This is a genomic window from Dokdonella sp. (assembly GCF_019634775.1).
In the GTDB taxonomy this organism is placed as follows: Bacteria; Pseudomonadota; Gammaproteobacteria; order Xanthomonadales; family Rhodanobacteraceae; genus Dokdonella.
Window position 1 is genome coordinate 2,145,138 of the sequence record NZ_JAHCAS010000001.1, and the last position, 16,848, is coordinate 2,161,985.

A 16,848-nucleotide genomic window follows, 5' to 3' on the forward strand; every position below is an offset into this window, starting at 1 on the left:
GGCATGGGGCAATCCCGGCAAGTGGGGCGCTGCGGGACGTTCGTCAGCTCTGGCCCAAGCCGGTGTCGAGGGCGGCGGATTGCGCTGCGAAGTCGTCGGGACGGCGCTTGCGGAAGGTTTCGAGATTGGCGAGCTTCCAGCGCAGTGCCGGCAGTTGAGCGGCGTGTTGGCATTGCACCAGCGACCAGTCCGGTTCTGCGCGCACCAGCCCGCTCAGAAACTGCTTGTGAGCGGTGCTCAGTCGCTGTGGCAGCTCGCGCCGCACCCTGGCGCGAGCTTCGAGCAGTGTCTCCAGGGAGCAGTCCACTTCGGTCATGCCGACAAAGGCCCGCTCGTACTCGCCGGCGATGTCCTTGTCGTTGCCGAACAGCACTTCGTGGGGCGGCCGGTTGTGGCCCGCCAGATAGATCACGAAGCACTCGACCATGCCGTCGCTGATGTCGCCCGATTCGTAGAGCTGCCACACGTCGAACAGGTCGCGGGGGTGCTGCCGATCCAGCGCGGCCACCAGCTTGCTGGCGTACAGCTCGTCCGGTGCCAGAACCGGCAGCTCGAACTCGACGCCGAACAGATCGCTGGTCTTGGCGCTCAGCGGCCGCCGCTCGACGGGCAGCACGCTGCCTCGGAACACGACGTTGACCTCGATCTTCACCTGGTTGGCGTCGTTCTCGACGATCAGCTTGGTGTCCCCCAGGTCCTTGGCGCGAACCAGGCGTGTCTGCACGCCCAGTGGTGCAACGCGCGTGGCGATGGCGGCCAGCTCCTGGTTGATGGCTTGCAGCGCTTCGTCGCGCGGCGTCTGCCATGGGAGGTACACCACGTCGATGTCCACCGACAGGCGCGGCATGTCCCGCACGAAGAGGTTGATGGCCGTGCCGCCCTTCATGGCGAAGATGTCGTTGGCGAACACGTCGGGCGCGACGGCCAGCAGCAGGCGAACGGTGTCCGCGTAGGTCTTATCCATGAGGTTTCAGGCTCAGCAGGGTTCCGTCATCGAGCCGGCTCATCCAGCGCGTGTTGCTGCCGGTGCGAACCGGGTACTGCTCCAGCAGGGCATCGACATCCACGAGGCTGGTCTCGCGCGCCCAGGTGAGGAACAGGCGCACGGCCTTCACGCTGGTGCAGCAGGACAGCAGTTGTCCGAGCAAATCCTTGCGGGGGGAACGCAGTCCATCAAAGATGTTGCGGGCCTCTTCGAGGCTCTGCTTGACGCCGGCTTCGTACAGCAACTCCAGAACGGCACGCTCGGAGGCAGCCACCCGCAGATCCTCGGGCAGGCCAGGCGGCGTGGTCAGGGTCTTGCCGGCCAACACCGTATCCGGCCAGTCGAACAGGCGGGCGTGGACGTAGCGGGCCGGAAAGCGCGAAGTGAACCAGACCGGCAACGCAAAGCGACCGTCGCCCCACAGCACCAGCGCCTCCCGGCTGCCCAGGTTGTGCCGCACACCCTGCAGGGCCAGGGCGCTCTTGCCGCCGACGTGCAGGCCGGGCACGCGCTGTTGCAGGAACTTCAGCGCACCGTAGACCCCGAATTCATCGTTCGGGAAGGCATAGACGCCATGGGCCAGGCGCACGAGCCACCCGCCGTCGGCATAGTGGGCGGCGAGCTGGGGCGACACCCCGAACTGGCTCAGGGTGGCAAGGTCGAACGGCGCCCCGCGGGGGAGTCCCGCCTGCAGCCGCTTGATTACCTGGTGCCGAGAATTTCCATCCATGTTATAAAAATAACACAAAATCCAATCGCCCCTAGAGCCATTGCAGTAACGTGCAGGGAAAGTAGCATAAGGTTTGATTTATCGTGCAGAATCTAATCGACCTGCGACCCGAGCCAACCCGGCTCTGCCGGCCGCAACCCGCCCTCCTGATCGCGGTCTATGCTGGAGGGCAGGCCACGACCGGCCGCTCCGCGAGGTGAGGCACCACTGAAGCCGAGGCATATGAGCATGACCACCAACACGCACAACGGGCGCTGGAGCCACCGGCTGGGCCGGGGGGCTGGCCGTGCCTGGCGTGGATACGTGCGCCGCGAGCAGCGTGTCGCCGGCTGGCTGGTGACGCGCGGGGTGCCCGCGGGCGCGGCGACGGCGGTGCTCTGGATCGTCAAGCTCGCCGTGCTCGGTGCGCTGCTCTACTCCGCGTTCTGGCTGGCCCTGCTGCTTGCCTTTGCGGTAACTGCTGCATGGCTCGTGCAGCACGACGACCCTGATCAAAAGGAACCGCAACCCGAGTGGAGGGAAGGCCCCAACGGCTTCGGGCTTTATGACAAGAGCGATTGGCGCATCGACCCGCATGTGACCGACGACGACTGAACGGCGGTCACTTCTTCGATACGGCGCTCATTGCCATGCCAGCGCCACGCCCCCCAGCGCCTTTGGCGTCCGAGGTGGCGGTGGACAACCCCTGCACGATATTTCCCGTGCGCACGCCTGCCCAAGCCAATGCCATCACCCAAAACGTCGGCAGCACGATGAACATCATCGCCATGACGAAGTTGAGCAGCATGTCGCCAAAGGCGTTGTTCAAGCCGATCAGCGGATCGAAGTTCGTGTGCGGCCTGTCCGCGCCAAACCCCCAACCGTAGAGCGCATCCAGGATCGTGCTGTCGATCCAGCGTGCGAGCTGGAACCAGAAGTCCACGAAGAACAGCGCGAACTGGACGCAGCTCACCGTCACCACCGTCTTCAGGTCGTAGGTGCCGATCAGCAGCACCAGCGGGATGCAGATGACTAGCGCCATCTTGAGCATCGCCAGCACCATCGGCAGCGCCTGGCGCACCACGTCCATCGCCGGAAAGAAGCCCAGCGAGCCGACGGTCAGCCCCAGGTCGCTCGCGCCGCGCGTGACGATGTTCGGCAGCGTCTTGTCGATCTGGCCGCCGTAGTCGGTGTAGACGGCGCCCTGGTTCATCTTCTGCTGCCGCGGTGAGACGACGGCGCGGATCACTGAGTCATTGACCTCGCTCTGCGACAGGAAGCCCACCCAGCGCCCGATGCGGGTCAGCAGGTCCGGGTCGACCTGTGCCAGCAGCCGGCTGCGCAGTCCCTGGCCGCCATCGGCCCACCACTGCCGGCAGGACGGATAGCCGCCGCCGCTGTCCACCTGTGCCAGCCCTGCATCGCGGGTCGCGTCGTAGGGCCAGGCCGTGCGTGGGGTCTTGGCGCGATAGGTGTCATAGAAGCCGGGCGTGTCGAGGAAGTAACTCGACCCGATCCAGGTGACGTCGTTCATCTGCTCGTCGGAGAGCGTCGGCCGGTTCATGAACAGCTTGGCGCGCGACGGCCCGTAGCAGTCGTGCGTGAAGTCGGCGACCTCCTGTGCCAGCACCGGATCGTCGATGCGCGTGGCATCCACATCCATGCGAATCTGACGCAGGTCCGTGCCGCAGGGAATCGCTGCCACCGCGGAGCCCGTCACGGCTTTCGACAGCGCGTGCATGAAGAACCACCACACCGGCACCAGCGCGCTCTGGTCGTTTAGCGCCGTGTAGACGTTGGACCAGCCCGTGTCGTTGGGCAGTGGGACGTTGACCTGGCATTGCGCGGAGCGCGTGGTGTCGAACTTGATCGTGGCGAGATCCACCGGGATGAACGGGATGCCGGCGAACATGATGACCACGATCGCCACCCACACCCGGTTCTCGATGCGCATCGACGACAGCACGCCCTTGTTGCCCTCGTCCGCACCTTCGCCGCGGGCCTTGAGCCATTCCTGGATCACGATGGCCACGAACGGCAGCGCGAACACCCCGCTGGCCACGAGGATGCTCCAGATGCCGTTGTTGACCACCCAAGCCACCAGGGTCAGGTAATACTCCAGGTAGTCCGTGGTGTAGAGCGTCATGCCTGCCTCCCGGTCTCAGCCGTGCTGCAACAATTGGCTGGCTTCCAGCGCGACCACGGCGATCACGGCCGCGATCTCCGTGCACAGCAGGCGCTGATGCGTCTCGCGGGACGGCTCCCGCCGCAACAGGCGCCGACGCATCCACCACCAGCCGTAAGCCGTCGCTCCGTAGAGGCACAGACGCCACACGAAGAAGTGGCCGGCGTGCGCCTTCAGCCAGTGCTGCCAGCCCTCGACGCCGCCGACCACGTGGATGCCAGTGATGTTCACCGCCACCGCGGCGGCGACCACCAGCAAGGTCCACAGCAGCGCCAAGCCGATGCGGCGGTTGAACAGCCATGGCAGCCGCAGCCAGGCCAGCCGGCTCATGGCGTACCGCTCCGCGGCTTCTGGACTTCCCGCAGACGGTCGCGCGTGGTGTCGCCCTCGAAGACGCCGCGCGAACCGGCAGCGCGGGTGCTGTGGCGCTGGATGATCGCCATCGCCGAGTTGCCGGCCAGCGTGCGCCGCAGCTCCAGCTCGGTCTTGAGGTTGTTGATCTCCTGCTCCAGTGCGCTGTTCTCCTGGCCGACCGCCTGCACGGCCAGCTCGTTGGCGGCGACGTTCGGCTCCTTCTTGCCGGTCAGCAACGTGCGTTGCAGCAGCAGGGCCTTCTCCAGCACGCTGGACAGCGCCGCCTCGGACGCGAGGCGCCGGCCCAGCACGTCCTGGTCGGGCTCGTCACGCAGGGCCTCGATCACGCCGCGGGTGATCGGCAGCGAGCTGCTGCCGGCTGCGTCGAGATTGGCCAGCGTCGTCGGCCGGGCGCCCGTCACCAGTTCCTGCAGCGCCTGCAGCTTGGTCTCGTACTCTTCCTGGATCATTGGCGTCAGCCCGACGCCAGGCGTGGTCTGGGTCTTCGTGCAGTTTTCGCAGGTGCGCTGCTCGCGTTCGCCCAACACGCGGGTCGCCCAGTCCGCGGCCGCCTGGGGCGAGAACCAGGTTTGGCAGGTCAGGCGGTTGCCGCAGGCGCTGCGCGCGATCGACGAGCTATCGGTGGCGCTGCGCCCGTTGAGCAGGTTGTAGCCCGCGCGCGTCACGTCGCCGACCACCTTGATCGAACTCTGACCGGAGCCGCCCGCGTTGCCGCCGCCGACCCATGGCACGCCGTTGTTTCCCTTGTTGGACTCGGCCTGCTCGATGGCGGCGACGGCATCGGTGCTGCTGACCGCATCCCGCAGCGCCATCCCTTCGGCGAGCTGGTCCCAGCCGGCCTGGCCGCCGGCCATGTCCGCCATGCGATTGGCGATGGCGCGGCAGGTCATCTTCGAGCGGTCGAAATCCAGGCGCGCCTGCAGGATGCCGTTGGTGAGCAGGTTGTACAGACCCGGGTCGGCGCGCTGGATGATCAGGGCCGGCAGCGAGGCCACGGCGCTGGTGGCGTTCTGGATCACGTTGCTCATGATCGTCTGGAAGCCGTTGGTGATGCCGTTGAGCTGGTTCTGCAGCGTCGTGGTGATGCTCATGTCGCCGCAGATCAGGTTGCTGTTCCAGCCGACGCCGACGCCGATGCTCTGCATGTTGCCGGCACCACCCATCGACACGGCCCGGCCGCCGCCGATGCTGTAGAGCACGTCGTCGCCGATCACGCTGCCGCTGACGTTCACGCCATTGGGGTCGATGCGGGTCTGCGCCCAGGCGACGCCGACGACCAGCGTGATGGCCGCCACGAGCAGCGTGGCCCGCAGGTGCGACTTCGCGCGACGCAGGAAGTCAGGGAGGGAGGCGTTCATCGTGGGTTCCTCACATGAAATCGACGCTGCCGAGGAAGACCTGGCCACGGCGCCGGCAGCAGGAGTACGGCCGCCACAAGGCCCAGGCGTAGTCGCCCTGCTGGGCCTGCACGCGGGTGCGGCTGTGCGGGAAGACCACGCAACTGTTCGAGAGCGTGGGCGTCAGCTCCTGCCACTTGCCCGTCGAGGCGTCGGTCTCCATCAGCGCGCCGGCCGGCCAGTAGCCGTCGCGGGCGTTGGCCAGCAGGGGCTGATACACGTGAATCTGGTTGCGGCGCGTCACGATGTCGCCCGCGCGCTGCGCGACCACGGCGCCGCTCTTGTGGTCGTCGGTCTGGTGTAGGAAGCCACCGCGGGGATACACGTTGCCCCAGAGGTTCAGGCCGGTGCGCGTACCGATTTCGCGCCGGCCGGGGATGAGCGCTTCGGGGTAGAGCGCTTCCGGGATGTTGTAGCGCCAGGCGATCGTGTCGAGCGTGCTCAGCAGATACGGCATGAAGGCCGTGCCCGCGCCTTCGCAGGTGTAGCCGGAGGCGCTGGCGAACTGGCTGAACACCATCCCGGCCGGATGGCCGATGACATCGGCGTTCTTGAACTTGGCGAGGTTGTTCTCGTTGTCGTGGTTGGTCGTGCCGTCACCGCCAGCCTTGGCGCTCGGGTTGGGCATGCTCATCGCCCTGACTTCCTGCCACGGGTTTTCGCCGGTGTTCGAGTAGCTCGACACCACTGCATCGGGGACGTAGTGGCGCACCTTGACGGAGGTGCGAACCGAGCAGCCGAATGGCGTGCAGTACAGCCAGTAGCAGATTCCGACCACGCGATATTCGAGGCAGTCGGGGGACAGCGCCGACGAGACGATGGTGGCGGTGTCCAGGGCGAACGTCGACGTGGCCGCGCTCAGCAGCAGCGCGGCGGCGGTGGCTCGCAGGCGCCGGGATGCCAGCAGGAGGCTCATGGCTGCGTGCTCCGGTAGGCGTTGATGCGCGCGACGGCGCGGGGCACGTCGGGCTCGCCGTAGACCACGTAGCGTCGATCGACCACCACGGCGGGAATCTTGGCGATGCCCAGCCCCCAGGCATCCGCGACACCTTGGTAGGCATGGCCGATGCGGCGCTGCAGGGCCTCGCCGCCGTCATGCAACCCCTGCCGCACCAGGGCCGCGGCCTGTCGCGGGTCGGCCGGCAGGTGCGCGGCGAGTTCGACCTCGATGCGCGTGGCCTGGTCCAGCTCGATGACCCGCACGCCGGCCGGGGCCTGCACCGGATGACGGCTGTCGGTGACGACGAGCACATCGGCGGCCGCCGCGATGGGAGCGAGCAGCGCGGCGCACAGTCCAGCGGCCAGCCTGGCGGCCAGGGAGCGCCGCGAGACGGCAGGAAGGTTGAGGAAATGAGCCGGCATGTCGCGTCTCCGAGGAGTCGATGCAGGCTCGTAGTCGAGCGCAAATGCAGATCAGGGAACGACAAAGAAACCGAAACCGGTCAGCCCCGATTCCCTGCGGACCGGCGAAAAGAAACGGGAGCCAAGGGCTCCCGTGGTGATGAATTGAGTGCGCTACAACAAGCCGGCTTCTGCGAACGAGTACGGACTGCCCTTGCCGACGATGAAGTGGTCCAGCACCCGGGCATCGACGGTGGCCAGGGCGCTCTTCAACCGCTCGGTGATCGCACGATCAGCGGCCGAGGGCTCGGTGTTCCCCGAGGGATGCTGATGCGCCAGGATCAGCGCCGAAGCGTTGAGCGCCAGCGCACGCTGGACCACCACCCTCGGATACACCGAAGTCTGGTCGACCGTGCCCCGGAACAGCGGCTCAAAGGCGAGCACCTGGTGCTGGTTGTCGAGAAACACGACGGCGAAGATTTCGTTTGGCTCCGCGACCAGTTTCAGGCGCAGGTAGTCGCGCACGGCGGCGGGACTGCCCAGCGCCGGACCGGCCTTGAACACGCGGTTCTCCAGCAGGGTGATGGCCTGCCGGATGATCCAGTCTTCGTGCTGGGCGGCGATCAGGGTGAGCGACTCCGGGCGGGAGTCGGCGATGACGAGAGACATGGCGAACCTCCAATGGATGAGATCGGAGGGCGCCTGCCCCTGGAGGGCAAACCCTCCTGGGGACGATGGGGATGGAACAGGTGACGAGCGGGCATCCACCACCGCGGATGCGATGGCTGTTCGCGTCAAGGGATGCGATGCGAACGGGTTTCGATCAACGCGGACGAGCCGCGCCGCAGCCTTGAAGATCGATGGCTACCTGGGCATGTCACCGGCAACGCCGGCGGGCATGTCTGGGGAATGGGCGGGTTCGGCTGCGGTCGTGCTGCCGACGGCGAGCAGGTCGATGGCCGACAGCAAGGCATCGCCTTCGACGGGACCGTGCAGCAGGAGGGTCTTGCCGGACTCGCGGTCGCGCAGTTGCAGGGCCGGCGTGGCCGCGATGCCCTGCTGTGCCGCTTCCGCCGCCTGGGCACGGATGACGGCATCGGGGCGATCGCTGTCGAGACAACCCTGCATGGCTGGCGTGAGGTCGGGATAGCGCAGGCCCTCCGGCAGGCCCTGGCCGTCGCCACGGGTGTGCGCGTAGAGCCACGCCACGGCCTGCCAGAAGGTGGCATGTCCGCCCGTCTCGCCCGCGCACTCGGCCAGGCGTGCCCCGGCAGTCGCGGCCGGCTCGTGCATGGACAGCGGCAGGTGGTGCCACTGCCAGTTCACCTCGGGATGGGCGTCGATCCAGCCCTTGAGCGCGGGGAAGTAGGCCCGGCAGTACGGACACTCCAGGTCGGCGTACCCGACCACCGTGAAGCGCGCATCGGCACGGCCATACAGCCAGGGCGGGCCGGCCGGTTTCGACGCTTCGGACCGGGCGGCGGCCAGGGGCATGGACTCGGTTGCCGGTTGCGGCGCGCGCAGCAGCATCCACGAGCCAACCCCAATCGTCGCCACGATCAGCAGACCGATCCAGGGATGACGGCGGGCGAATGAAGGCATGCGCATCGTGTCGCTCCCGTCAGGCTAACGTGTCCAACGCCAGAGGTTCGATACCCCGCGCACGGTCGATCTTCTCGGCCACGCGGAAGGCGGCATCCAGCTCGCTGATGCCGTGCTGCTGCATCAACTGGAAGCGTTCGGCCTTCTCCTCGGGCTCGGTCATCGCCATCGCCAGGTAGAGGCTGGGCGGCACGGCCCGGAACAGCACCTCCATCGACTTGGACAGGATGACGCCCTCGCTGAACTTGCCGGCCTCCTTGCGGGCCGAGAGCATCAGCGCCTTCTGCGACGCGTTGAGTTCGCGGAAGCGCGCGATCTTCTCGACTTCATCGGGCGGCATCGACAGGCAGATCCACCACTCGATCATGTTGAGCATGGGCTCGGCCGCCTTCGGCAGGTCGTCCAGGTTCTGCGTGGCGAGCCAGAACCAGGCGCCGAGTTTGCGCCACATCTTGGTGATCTTGACCACGTAGGGCGCGAGCAGCGGGTTCTTCGTGATGATGTGGCCTTCGTCCGTCACGTTGATGATCGGACGGCCCAGGAACTGGTCGCGCTCGGCGATGTTGTTGACGGTGTTGATGAGCGAGATGTAGGCAATCGAGAGTTGGGCGTTGTAGCCCTCGCGCGCGAAGGTGGCCAGGTCCACGATGGTGATGTCCGCCTCGGGCCACGGCGTGCCGGACCGGTCGAACATCTCGCCGTCCACGCCCTGGCAGAACATATCCATGGCGTCGGCCATCTCCAGCAGCCGTGCGCGCCGCATCTCCGGCAGCGTGGCGTCGCGGGCGCGCTCGCGCAGCGCGTCGCGCACATCGCGCGTGAGCACCGTGCGTCTGTCCGCCACGCAATGCTGGGCCGCATCGAGAATGCACTGGCGGATCAGGCTGCGGTCGGCGCGCGTCATGCGCGCTTCTTCCTTGTCCTCGCCGCCGGTGATCATCAGTCGTGCAGTGATCTCCAGCTCCCCGAGCACGTCGCGCTGCTCGTCACCTTCCACGGCCATGCCGGCATCGGTCTGGTCTTCGTCGAGCGCATCGGCGTCCAGCGTCTGTACCTGGCTCGGCGTATCGATCAAGCGCCAGGCGTCGGCGAACGGAGCCAGACTGACGCCCGCGCCGGGCGCAAGTTTCACCCGATGCACGGTGAGACCCAATCGTGCCGCGAAGTCGCCAAACAGGCCGAAGCTGTTGCCCGCCTCGACGATGAACAGGCGCGGCCGATAGATCGCCGTCACCTGATTCAGGATGTTGTTGAGCGTCGCGCTCTTGCCCGAACCCGTGGGGCCGAAGAGGAACAGATGCGCGTTCATCTGCCGGTCGAGGCGGTTCAACGGATCGAAGGTGATCGGGCCGCCGCCGCGGTTGAAGAACGTGATGCCCGGATGCCCCGTGCCCTGGCTGCGGCCCCAGACCGGCGCCAGGTTCGCCGCGTGTTGCGCGAACACGAGCTGGGTGTACCACTGGCGCTTGTCGGCAGCCGGATCGAACACGCACGGCAGCCAGCGCAGATAGCTGTTCAGCGGCGCCACCTCGTCCTCTTCGCGCACCGGTTGCAGGCCGGCGTTGAGCATCACGTTGACGAGCTGCAGGCCGCGCGCATCGAGCTGGGCCAGGTCGCAGCCGCGCAGGTAGAACGCCAGCGCACCGCGGTAGAGCTTGTGCGCGCTGCCGATCAGGCCGCGCGCCTGCTGCACGTCTTGCCGGGTCTGCTCCGAGGCCAGGGTTTCGCCGACGGCCTTCCTGGCGAGGTGGTTGAGGTGCGCCTCCAGCACGTCCTGGGGTGTGGCGACCAGCGTCAGGCACATCACCGTGTCCTCGGGCATCTGGTCGAACAGCGCGTTCATGGCATCGCCGCCTTTGCGCGTCTCGCCCGTCAGATGGCCCGTCACGGGTGGCGTGCGCAGGCGATCCATCACGATCACCCGATGCGGCATGCCGTCGAAGAACCACAGGCCGTTGGGCACGTCCGAACGTGGCTGGCCGAAGAACAGGCGCTGCGCGAAGTCGGTGCCGCTGGCGAGTTCGATCTCACCCTCCTCCCGCTCTTCCGGGTAGCGGGTCAGCGCGTAGAAGCGTTCCCGGTCTTCGGCAGTGGCGCCGAGCAAAGTCGGATTCGGGTTGAACCAGCGCAGCAGCCAGGCGTGAATGTCCGCCGCGCCGAGCCGTCGGGCTTTCACGCCGGCATTCGCCAGCCCGCCGGCGAGGCGGTCGCAGATCGTGGTCAGCGCCTGCTCGGGCGACTGGCCGCGCCGCGAGGCCGGGGTCGCGGACGTGCGGCGGTAGACCACCATGCGCACGCGCCGGACCTGGCCGCGCCACGGCAGGCGCGTCACCGTGGTGTCCTCGAACAGGCCCCCCGGCTTGGCGATGGCCCGCAGGTGATGGGCGAAGAAGCGCAGGTAGAAGTCGCTGAACGCGCTGCCCTGCGCACGCGGCTGCAGATAGTTCGCCAGGGAGCACCGATAGTTGTCCCAGTCGGCCTCGTCCTGGGCGTAGAGCTGCACCACCCAGGGGTTGTCGTCCAACTCGTCGAAGGAGTCCTGCAGGGCGTTCTCCAGCGCATCGCGCGCCTGCCATAGCCAGGCCATCTCGCGGCCCTCGGTACCGACTGGCGCCAGCTCGAAGAAGGCCGCCACCGACTGGCCGTCTTCCAGCAACATGCACTTCGTGTCGGGCAGGTACTCGACCCAGGGCAGCAAGTCCGCGAACGACGGCGCGACGCCATAGAGCGCATCGTGGTCGGCCTGGGTGGCCGGCCTGCGCCGGCCCCGGCCGAGCGCGCTGCCCGGCTCGGCGACACCCTGTGCCGCCAGCGCCGTTACGTGCTGTGCCCAAGCATCATCGGCCGCATCCGCGGCGTCAGCAGGCGATGCGTCGGGCTTGCGTGACCACGGCAGCGACCAGGCCATCAGTAGTCCTCCACGCGCTCGCCCGGCATCGCGTACTGCACGCGCTGGTAGAGCGGGAACACCGTGCTGTAGCCGGGCACCGGCACCGGGTCGGTGCCCGCCAGGTGCGGGAACACGTACATCACCAGGTCGGGGTTCGGCAGGCGGTGGAACTGGCGGTAGATCTCGTTCTGCGCGGTACGGGTGTAGCGCGCCTGCACGCCGGGCGCCGCCTGCACATCGGCCTCGGTCAGCGGCCGGCGCAGGCCCTGGCGCGCGTCGAGCAGTTGCCGCGCGGCCTGGCCGCCGCCCGCGCCGCCGCCGGTCTCCAGATTCCAGATGTCGAGCATGGTGCTGTCGCCGTGTGGCAGCAGCTTCTCCTTGCTGGTGGCGCAGCCGCCGAGCAGGGTGGCCGCCAGCAGCACGGCGGCCGCGTCAATCCAGATCCGAGGCATGGGCTTCTCCGGTGCGGTGGTGGACCCGACGCCCCTTGGCGTCGTAGTCGATGTCGAGCGGTTGCTCCAGATGCACGGCCACCTTGGCGCCGGGCTGCACGTAGACCGCCGCGAAGGCCTGGCCGTAGAGCTTGTTGACCCAATCGGCCATGTCGCGCACGCCGCCCGCGAGGATGCGGCCCATCGCTTCATTGCCGCTGATGCCGACGGTGCCAAGCGAGCCGTTGTTGTTGGCGACCACGGCCACGCTGCCGTTGTCGGACTTGATGAGCGAGGCCGCGCCGGCGCCGGCCGCGGTGATGAGCGCCTGGCTGCCCAGGTACTGCTGGGCGTTGCTGCGCCGCTCGCCGCTGACGCAGGGAATGCCATAGGGGTCGCTGATCCAGCCCAGGCCGCCCTGGATGCTGGCGCCGTTGTGACCGGAGTTGCCGCCGCTGCTACCGCCCTTGCTGCTGTCCTCCGGCACCGTGCGGATGGTGCCGTCCTGGAACACGAACGTGACCGAGCGGATTTGCCCGCGCACGCACGAGAGCGTCCAGTCGCCCGAGGCCGTGCCGCTGACCACGGCGCCGGCCACGTCGGGGATGTCGATGCCGTTGGCCGTGAGGTTGTCCGGGCCGATCAGCACCTTGAACGGGTACGGGTCGTTGACGGTTCCATCGATCGGCACGCGCCCGATCAGCGCCGTCATGGCAATCGACCCCATGAGCGTCGAGTTCGACGGCACGGTGTAGACAGCCTTCGTGGAGGCGCCCACGGCGCGGCTGCCCACGTCGGCGACGGATTCCGCTGCGGCCGACAGGCTTTTCTGGGCCGGCCCGAAGCTCAGGGGAAAGCTCGGCTCCTTGCTGCCGTTCTTGGCGTCGACCTTGGCATCGTCGGGCTCGACCCACTGCGTGCCACTGGTGCCGCGGTTGAAGCGCTTGCCGTCACCCTCTTCCAGCCCCAGCCCGATGGGCAGGTCGGACGGGCCACCCTTGCCGGAAAGGCCGTCCAGTTGCCGCTGCAGATCCTGCAGCAGCCCTTGGGTCTGCTGCCTGTCGCTGGCCACCTGATTGCGCTCCTGCTCCAGGCGGTTGCGTTCGCCTTCCAGCGCGCTCTGGATGCGCTGGTCGATCACGCTTTCCCGCGCACGCAGGCGCTCATTCTCGGCCTTGTGCTGCTTGTTGTCGCCGAGCGCGCTCTGCAGCTCGGTGCGCAATTGCTTCACCTGGGCCACCAGCGTGGCGACGGTATCGCGCGGCGTGTCGCCGGCGATGCCCAGGGCTTTCATCTCCTCGGGCGTGAGCGTACCGGCCGCGCCCTTGGGGGCGGGTTGGCCGCCGGGGGCGCCGGAGAACAGTTTGATGCCGACGAACACCAGCAGCAGCGCCATCGGGATCAGCAGCCACTTGAGCAGCGGATTACTCTTCATCGCGCGCTCCTCCGGTCGAGCCCGCCGCGGCGGCCGGCGGCAGGTTCACGGTGGCGTCGATCGGGCTCAGCGCCGGCAGCAGCGACTCGGCCAGGCCGTGGCCGCGCGTGACCAGGTAGAGCACCGTGGTGTCGGACGCGGTGCCGGCCGGTCCCAGGTTCGGATGCTGGAAGGTCGCCGCCACGAAGTTCCCCTGCAAGGCGCGCGGGTCGAGGTCGAGCCAACGCGCGGCGGTGTTGGTGAGTCGCACGGCCGTCACCCACTGGTCTTCCAGGCGCCACGCGGCCAATGCCCGCGCGTGCACCGGCAGCGTCGGCAGCAAGGTGTCCAGTGCGAGGTCGCGGCGCAGGTTTGCGCGCCCGATGCCGGCGACCGGCTCGACGGTGCGCAGCGGCGCGTACAGGTTCTGCGCGGCATGGCGCGTCAGCACGACCGATACCGGCGTTTCGCGCCGGGGAACGGATTTGTCTGCGGGCGCATCGGCCTGCTCGTCCGCGCCGCTTGCTGCACCGCCGCCGTAGCGCTTCGCGGGGGCTTCCGCTTCCACGATGCGCACCGGCTCCAGCGGCGCCTGGCCGTCCTTCGCCGGCTCGGCGGCGATGTCGAGCAGGATCAGCGCGCCGGATTCCACGTCCTGCAGTTGCAGCCGCGTGGGCGGAATCGGCTCGCTCGCCCGCAGGTAGATCGCGCCGCCCGCACTCTGCACGCGCAGGTGATCGCCGACGCTGGCCGGCACGCCGACACGCACATTGCGGTCGATGAAGACCACGCGCTCCTGACCGACCACCAGCGGCACCGGCAGGGGCAGGCGCTCCCAGCGCAGGATTTCCACGGCCTGGCTGGCCGGCACGAAACCGAGGATCAGCAGGACGCCGGCCAGGGCCGACAAGGCAATGGGCTTCATGGGGAGTCTCCCTGCAGGTGGCCGGAGGCGTTGGCGGGCGCGCCGGCCTGGGTCGGCGGCGGTTCGATGCGCTGGGGTGCGCCGGCGTAGCAGTCCAGCGCCAGGCCGAAGGGGTTGCGCTCGGGGTCGATGTCCAGCCGGACGACCTTGATGGGGTAGCGCACCAGGGCGCGCTTGACCTGCTCGGAGCCGTAGTATTCGTCCGCGCTCACGTCGAGCGTGACGATCCAATCGCGGTCGGAAACCACCTTGACGCGCGTGGCCGGATCGTCGCCGTAACCGCGGCCGGGAATCTCGTAGATGCCGCGCACGCGCTGACGCAGCTCGCCACTGGCGCGCCGGTACTCGTAGTCCTGCTGCAGAAAGGCCCGGCAGCTCGGCGTCAGGTAGGCCGATAGCGCGCGCAGGTTGCGTGGATAGTCTTCTTCGCCGTTCGTGGGCCAGCGCTGTACCTGCTGCCAGATGTAGAACGAAAACGCGTACACGCTCTCGGGCGGCACGTCCCACCACTTGCGCGTGCTGCCCGAGCGCAGGTCCGGCGGCACATGGATGGTCAGACTCTTCGGCGCACTCCACCAACCGAAGCCGAGCAGCAACGCCACCACGAACAACGCGCCGGCCCCCAGACGCAGCGTCTTCACGTGCGCCTGCAGGTGCGCAACCTCGTTCTTGAAACGGCTCATGGCGCCCCTCGATCGGTGTTGCGCCGGGTCGTCCAGTAGCCCGAGCGGGTGATGAGGCGCTGGCCGCCCAGGAGCGCTGCCAGCGCCGGGTGCCGCAATGCCAGCCGCCACTGGAGCTGCCGGTGCAGCCAGGTGTCGGGCCGGCCGCGCTTCTGCGCGCGCAGAAAACCACCGCCGACGAAGACGCCCAGCGCGATGCCGGCGACGATCAGCGTGGGCACCATGGCGATGCTGTGCGTGAGCCAGGCCAGCGGCAGGCCGAGCGCGAATCCGGCGGCGGCCGACAGGCCGGCGCAGATCCACAACTCGTCGGCGGTCAGCCCGCGCACGACCACCGGCTGGCGGTTCAGCCGGTGCGGCAGGAAGGTCACCAGCGTGTCGCGCGGGGTCTCCGCAGGGACAGCCATCGCTTGCCGCCCTCACAGCACGCCGGTGGCCTTGGTGAGCAGCCAGATGCCGACCACCAGCAGGATCGCGCCCACGGCGACCGTCAGGCCGAACTGGCCCCAGGTGGCGCGGCCGGTGTGGATCTCCGAGTAGCGCGTGTAGGCGTGATAGCAGACTCCGACGAACATCGAGGCGACCACCAGCAGCGCGATCAGCAGCACGATGTCGTAGCCGTAGTTCTGCAAGGTCTGCAGGATGCCGCTGCCCTGGCCGCGCGATGGGTCTTCCATGGTCGGCAGGCCTTGCGCGAAGGCCGACAGCGGCAGGCCCGCGAGCGCCAGCGGCAGCAGCGGAGCGGCGATGCGGGACGGAATGCGATGGAATGTCGTTGGAGTGTTCATGGCGTATGGCCCTTCGTGACGGTCAGGAGAGGAGAAAGAAGGTCAGCACCAGGTACATCGCCACGAAGCGCACGACGACGGCGAGGAACTGACGTTCGGTGATGCGGTGCTCGGCCCAGCCGACGTAGGCGGTGCGCATGGCCCACACGCCCCACAGCAGCAACACGGCGAACACGAAAGCGAGCACCACGGCAGAGACGGCCGAAGGCGCAAAGCCGCCGTTGGCCTGGAAGGCGGCGACCTGATCGGCAGAGGGCGTCATGGCGACGGCTCCTCGTCGTCGGTGCGGTCGCGGCGGACGTAATCGCCGGCCAGCGGGACGGGATCGCGCGGCTGGGCGCGCTGGGGCACGAGGTAGTCCTGCAGGCCGGCGCGAACGCGCATCAGGTCCGTGCGCAGTCGGGCGTAGTCGAAGTGGTAGCGGGCGCGTTCCTGCGGAGCGGTATGGGCGGCGTGCTCGGCGAGGCGGTCGAGCAGGTCGAGTTGGCGGGTGAGCGCCGCCAGTTGCTCGTGCTCAGCGGTGACACCGCCGGCCGATGCGGGCGATGCGCCGGCGAGCGCGATGGTCAGCGCCACGGCCAGGGCCGGCACACGGCGGCAGGCGGTCGTCGGGTTGCCAAGGGGTGTCATCACGCCGTTCCACAGTCGTCTGGATGGCGGGATGCTGCGGCGTGAAGCTTGGGTGTGCCGCAAACAATCGGAACTGGTGGTGCACCGGAATTTTCTGTGGTCGACGGGCGCTCTCGGAGCGGGAGGTGGTTGGCGCTACCGCAAATAGCCTCACCCGTTCGGACGTTCGGAGGCGGTCTGCTCTCAGCAAAAAGCACGCATTGACGGCATTGTGTTGTAAGACCGACGCGCAATACTGTACATTGCAGTACATTTGCAGTGCTTCCTGGAGAAGCTGATGGCTACAGGCAAGACCGCCACGCTGACTTTCCGGATCGATCCCGGATTGAAAGAAGCGCTTCGCATCGCGGCGGAACAAGAACATCGATCCATAACGAACATGGTCGAAGTTCTGATTCGGGGCCACTGTGAGCGGCGTGGCATTGCAATTCAGCCTTCTGACGAAACAAGAACAACTGCAGGGGGGGCGCATGATTAAAGCTGCAGCGAGTAG

20 protein-coding genes are annotated in these 16,848 nt (G+C 67.9%); 2 read left to right on the plus strand and 18 right to left on the minus strand.

What is annotated here, in order from left to right:
• Nucleotides 1–43: 43 nt before the first annotated feature.
• Nucleotides 44–964: a nucleotidyl transferase AbiEii/AbiGii toxin family protein gene (locus KF907_RS09190; RefSeq protein WP_034037631.1), complete on the minus strand. Its 921-nt coding sequence runs from the start codon at nucleotides 962–964 to the stop codon at nucleotides 44–46.
• Entirely contained in the window at nucleotides 957–1,715 is a 759-nt protein-coding gene (locus KF907_RS09195; RefSeq protein WP_033986259.1) for a type IV toxin-antitoxin system AbiEi family antitoxin domain-containing protein, read from the minus strand. The genes KF907_RS09190 and KF907_RS09195 overlap by 8 nt, the downstream gene beginning before the upstream one ends.
• A gap of 228 nt (nucleotides 1,716–1,943) precedes the next feature.
• Here KF907_RS09195 and KF907_RS09200 point away from each other — a divergent pair, with 228 nt between their 5' ends.
• On the plus strand, nucleotides 1,944–2,309 hold the full coding sequence (locus tag KF907_RS09200) for a DUF3742 family protein (RefSeq protein WP_443080592.1): 366 nt from the start codon (nucleotides 1,944–1,946) through the stop codon (nucleotides 2,307–2,309).
• A gap of 7 nt (nucleotides 2,310–2,316) precedes the next feature.
• On the opposite strand, the gene KF907_RS09205 is transcribed toward KF907_RS09200, so the two are convergent.
• The 16 genes from KF907_RS09205 to KF907_RS09280 all read right to left on the minus strand — a co-directional run bounded on the left by KF907_RS09205 (nucleotide 2,317) and on the right by KF907_RS09280 (nucleotide 16,355).
• Nucleotides 2,317–3,840: a conjugal transfer protein TraG N-terminal domain-containing protein gene (locus KF907_RS09205; RefSeq protein ID WP_004254868.1), complete on the minus strand. Its 1,524-nt coding sequence runs from the start codon at nucleotides 3,838–3,840 to the stop codon at nucleotides 2,317–2,319.
• A 15-nt stretch (nucleotides 3,841–3,855) separates the two neighbouring features.
• On the minus strand, nucleotides 3,856–4,209 hold the full coding sequence (locus tag KF907_RS09210; RefSeq protein ID WP_004254869.1) for a hypothetical protein: 354 nt from the start codon (nucleotides 4,207–4,209) through the stop codon (nucleotides 3,856–3,858).
• Nucleotides 4,206–5,612 carry an integrating conjugative element protein gene (locus KF907_RS09215; protein WP_004254870.1) on the minus strand — a complete coding sequence of 469 codons (1,407 nt, stop codon included), beginning with the start codon at nucleotides 5,610–5,612 and terminating at the stop codon, nucleotides 4,206–4,208. The genes KF907_RS09210 and KF907_RS09215 overlap by 4 nt, the downstream gene beginning before the upstream one ends.
• Before the next feature lie 10 nt (nucleotides 5,613–5,622).
• Complete coding sequence (locus KF907_RS09220; protein WP_291219904.1) at nucleotides 5,623–6,567, minus strand: TIGR03756 family integrating conjugative element protein; 945 nt, start codon at nucleotides 6,565–6,567, stop codon at nucleotides 5,623–5,625.
• Nucleotides 6,564–7,013 (minus strand): TIGR03757 family integrating conjugative element protein, encoded by a 450-nt coding sequence (locus KF907_RS09225; RefSeq protein WP_151023721.1) that lies wholly within the window; start codon nucleotides 7,011–7,013, stop codon nucleotides 6,564–6,566. Before KF907_RS09225 ends, KF907_RS09220 begins: the two co-directional genes overlap by 4 nt.
• 153 nt (nucleotides 7,014–7,166) lie before the next feature.
• On the minus strand, nucleotides 7,167–7,661 hold the full coding sequence (gene radC, locus KF907_RS09230; protein ID WP_151023720.1) for a RadC family protein: 495 nt from the start codon (nucleotides 7,659–7,661) through the stop codon (nucleotides 7,167–7,169).
• Between the two features lie 195 nt (nucleotides 7,662–7,856).
• The gene (locus tag KF907_RS09235; RefSeq protein ID WP_151609329.1) at nucleotides 7,857–8,600 is read right to left on the minus strand and encodes a DsbA family protein; all 744 of its coding nucleotides are present in this window, start codon (nucleotides 8,598–8,600) and stop codon (nucleotides 7,857–7,859) included.
• Between the two features lie 13 nt (nucleotides 8,601–8,613).
• Complete coding sequence (locus KF907_RS09240; RefSeq protein WP_291219905.1) at nucleotides 8,614–11,502, minus strand: conjugative transfer ATPase; 2,889 nt, start codon at nucleotides 11,500–11,502, stop codon at nucleotides 8,614–8,616.
• On the minus strand, nucleotides 11,502–11,936 hold the full coding sequence (locus KF907_RS09245; RefSeq protein WP_291219906.1) for a TIGR03751 family conjugal transfer lipoprotein: 435 nt from the start codon (nucleotides 11,934–11,936) through the stop codon (nucleotides 11,502–11,504). The genes KF907_RS09240 and KF907_RS09245 overlap by 1 nt, the downstream gene beginning before the upstream one ends.
• Nucleotides 11,917–13,350: a TIGR03752 family integrating conjugative element protein gene (locus KF907_RS09250; protein ID WP_291219907.1), complete on the minus strand. Its 1,434-nt coding sequence runs from the start codon at nucleotides 13,348–13,350 to the stop codon at nucleotides 11,917–11,919. The genes KF907_RS09245 and KF907_RS09250 overlap by 20 nt, the downstream gene beginning before the upstream one ends.
• Nucleotides 13,340–14,254, minus strand: coding sequence for a TIGR03749 family integrating conjugative element protein (locus KF907_RS09255; RefSeq protein ID WP_291219908.1), 915 nt, complete (start codon nucleotides 14,252–14,254; stop codon nucleotides 13,340–13,342). Before KF907_RS09255 ends, KF907_RS09250 begins: the two co-directional genes overlap by 11 nt.
• Entirely contained in the window at nucleotides 14,251–14,937 is a 687-nt protein-coding gene (locus KF907_RS09260; RefSeq protein ID WP_061341187.1) for a PFL_4703 family integrating conjugative element protein, read from the minus strand. Before KF907_RS09260 ends, KF907_RS09255 begins: the two co-directional genes overlap by 4 nt.
• Nucleotides 14,934–15,344 carry a TIGR03750 family conjugal transfer protein gene (locus KF907_RS09265; protein WP_291219909.1) on the minus strand — a complete coding sequence of 137 codons (411 nt, stop codon included), beginning with the start codon at nucleotides 15,342–15,344 and terminating at the stop codon, nucleotides 14,934–14,936. Before KF907_RS09265 ends, KF907_RS09260 begins: the two co-directional genes overlap by 4 nt.
• Nucleotides 15,345–15,356: 12 nt before the next feature.
• Nucleotides 15,357–15,725, minus strand: coding sequence for a TIGR03745 family integrating conjugative element membrane protein (locus KF907_RS09270; protein WP_237264678.1), 369 nt, complete (start codon nucleotides 15,723–15,725; stop codon nucleotides 15,357–15,359).
• Between the two features lie 22 nt (nucleotides 15,726–15,747).
• A complete protein-coding gene (locus KF907_RS09275) occupies nucleotides 15,748–15,987 on the minus strand; it encodes a TIGR03758 family integrating conjugative element protein (protein ID WP_003140997.1) in 240 nt (79 codons plus the stop codon).
• Nucleotides 15,984–16,355 carry an integrative conjugative element protein, RAQPRD family gene (locus tag KF907_RS09280; protein WP_291219910.1) on the minus strand — a complete coding sequence of 124 codons (372 nt, stop codon included), beginning with the start codon at nucleotides 16,353–16,355 and terminating at the stop codon, nucleotides 15,984–15,986. Before KF907_RS09280 ends, KF907_RS09275 begins: the two co-directional genes overlap by 4 nt.
• A 277-nt stretch (nucleotides 16,356–16,632) precedes the next feature.
• On the opposite strand from KF907_RS09280, the gene KF907_RS09285 reads away from it, so the two are divergent.
• Complete coding sequence (locus KF907_RS09285) at nucleotides 16,633–16,833, plus strand: type II toxin-antitoxin system antitoxin (protein ID WP_161613347.1); 201 nt, start codon at nucleotides 16,633–16,635, stop codon at nucleotides 16,831–16,833.
• The last annotated feature ends 15 nt before the right edge of the window (nucleotides 16,834–16,848 follow it).

Coding starts and splice junctions, on each gene's coding strand:
- KF907_RS09190 (WP_034037631.1), bottom strand. CDS start 964: ATGGATAAGACCTACGCGGACACCGTTCGCCTGCTGCTGGCCGTCGCG.
- KF907_RS09195 (WP_033986259.1), bottom strand. CDS start 1,715: ATGGATGGAAATTCTCGGCACCAGGTAATCAAGCGGCTGCAGGCGGGA.
- KF907_RS09200 (WP_443080592.1), top strand. CDS start 1,944: ATGACCACCAACACGCACAACGGGCGCTGGAGCCACCGGCTGGGCCGG.
- KF907_RS09205 (WP_004254868.1), bottom strand. CDS start 3,840: ATGACGCTCTACACCACGGACTACCTGGAGTATTACCTGACCCTGGTG.
- KF907_RS09210 (WP_004254869.1), bottom strand. CDS start 4,209: ATGAGCCGGCTGGCCTGGCTGCGGCTGCCATGGCTGTTCAACCGCCGC.
- KF907_RS09215 (WP_004254870.1), bottom strand. CDS start 5,612: ATGAACGCCTCCCTCCCTGACTTCCTGCGTCGCGCGAAGTCGCACCTG.
- KF907_RS09220 (WP_291219904.1), bottom strand. CDS start 6,567: ATGAGCCTCCTGCTGGCATCCCGGCGCCTGCGAGCCACCGCCGCCGCG.
- KF907_RS09225 (WP_151023721.1), bottom strand. CDS start 7,013: ATGCCGGCTCATTTCCTCAACCTTCCTGCCGTCTCGCGGCGCTCCCTG.
- radC (WP_151023720.1), bottom strand. CDS start 7,661: ATGTCTCTCGTCATCGCCGACTCCCGCCCGGAGTCGCTCACCCTGATC.
- KF907_RS09235 (WP_151609329.1), bottom strand. CDS start 8,600: ATGCGCATGCCTTCATTCGCCCGCCGTCATCCCTGGATCGGTCTGCTG.
- KF907_RS09240 (WP_291219905.1), bottom strand. CDS start 11,502: ATGGCCTGGTCGCTGCCGTGGTCACGCAAGCCCGACGCATCGCCTGCT.
- KF907_RS09245 (WP_291219906.1), bottom strand. CDS start 11,936: ATGCCTCGGATCTGGATTGACGCGGCCGCCGTGCTGCTGGCGGCCACC.
- KF907_RS09250 (WP_291219907.1), bottom strand. CDS start 13,350: ATGAAGAGTAATCCGCTGCTCAAGTGGCTGCTGATCCCGATGGCGCTG.
- KF907_RS09255 (WP_291219908.1), bottom strand. CDS start 14,254: ATGAAGCCCATTGCCTTGTCGGCCCTGGCCGGCGTCCTGCTGATCCTC.
- KF907_RS09260 (WP_061341187.1), bottom strand. CDS start 14,937: ATGAGCCGTTTCAAGAACGAGGTTGCGCACCTGCAGGCGCACGTGAAG.
- KF907_RS09265 (WP_291219909.1), bottom strand. CDS start 15,344: ATGGCTGTCCCTGCGGAGACCCCGCGCGACACGCTGGTGACCTTCCTG.
- KF907_RS09270 (WP_237264678.1), bottom strand. CDS start 15,725: ATGAACACTCCAACGACATTCCATCGCATTCCGTCCCGCATCGCCGCT.
- KF907_RS09275 (WP_003140997.1), bottom strand. CDS start 15,987: ATGACGCCCTCTGCCGATCAGGTCGCCGCCTTCCAGGCCAACGGCGGC.
- KF907_RS09280 (WP_291219910.1), bottom strand. CDS start 16,355: ATGACACCCCTTGGCAACCCGACGACCGCCTGCCGCCGTGTGCCGGCC.
- KF907_RS09285 (WP_161613347.1), top strand. CDS start 16,633: ATGGCTACAGGCAAGACCGCCACGCTGACTTTCCGGATCGATCCCGGA.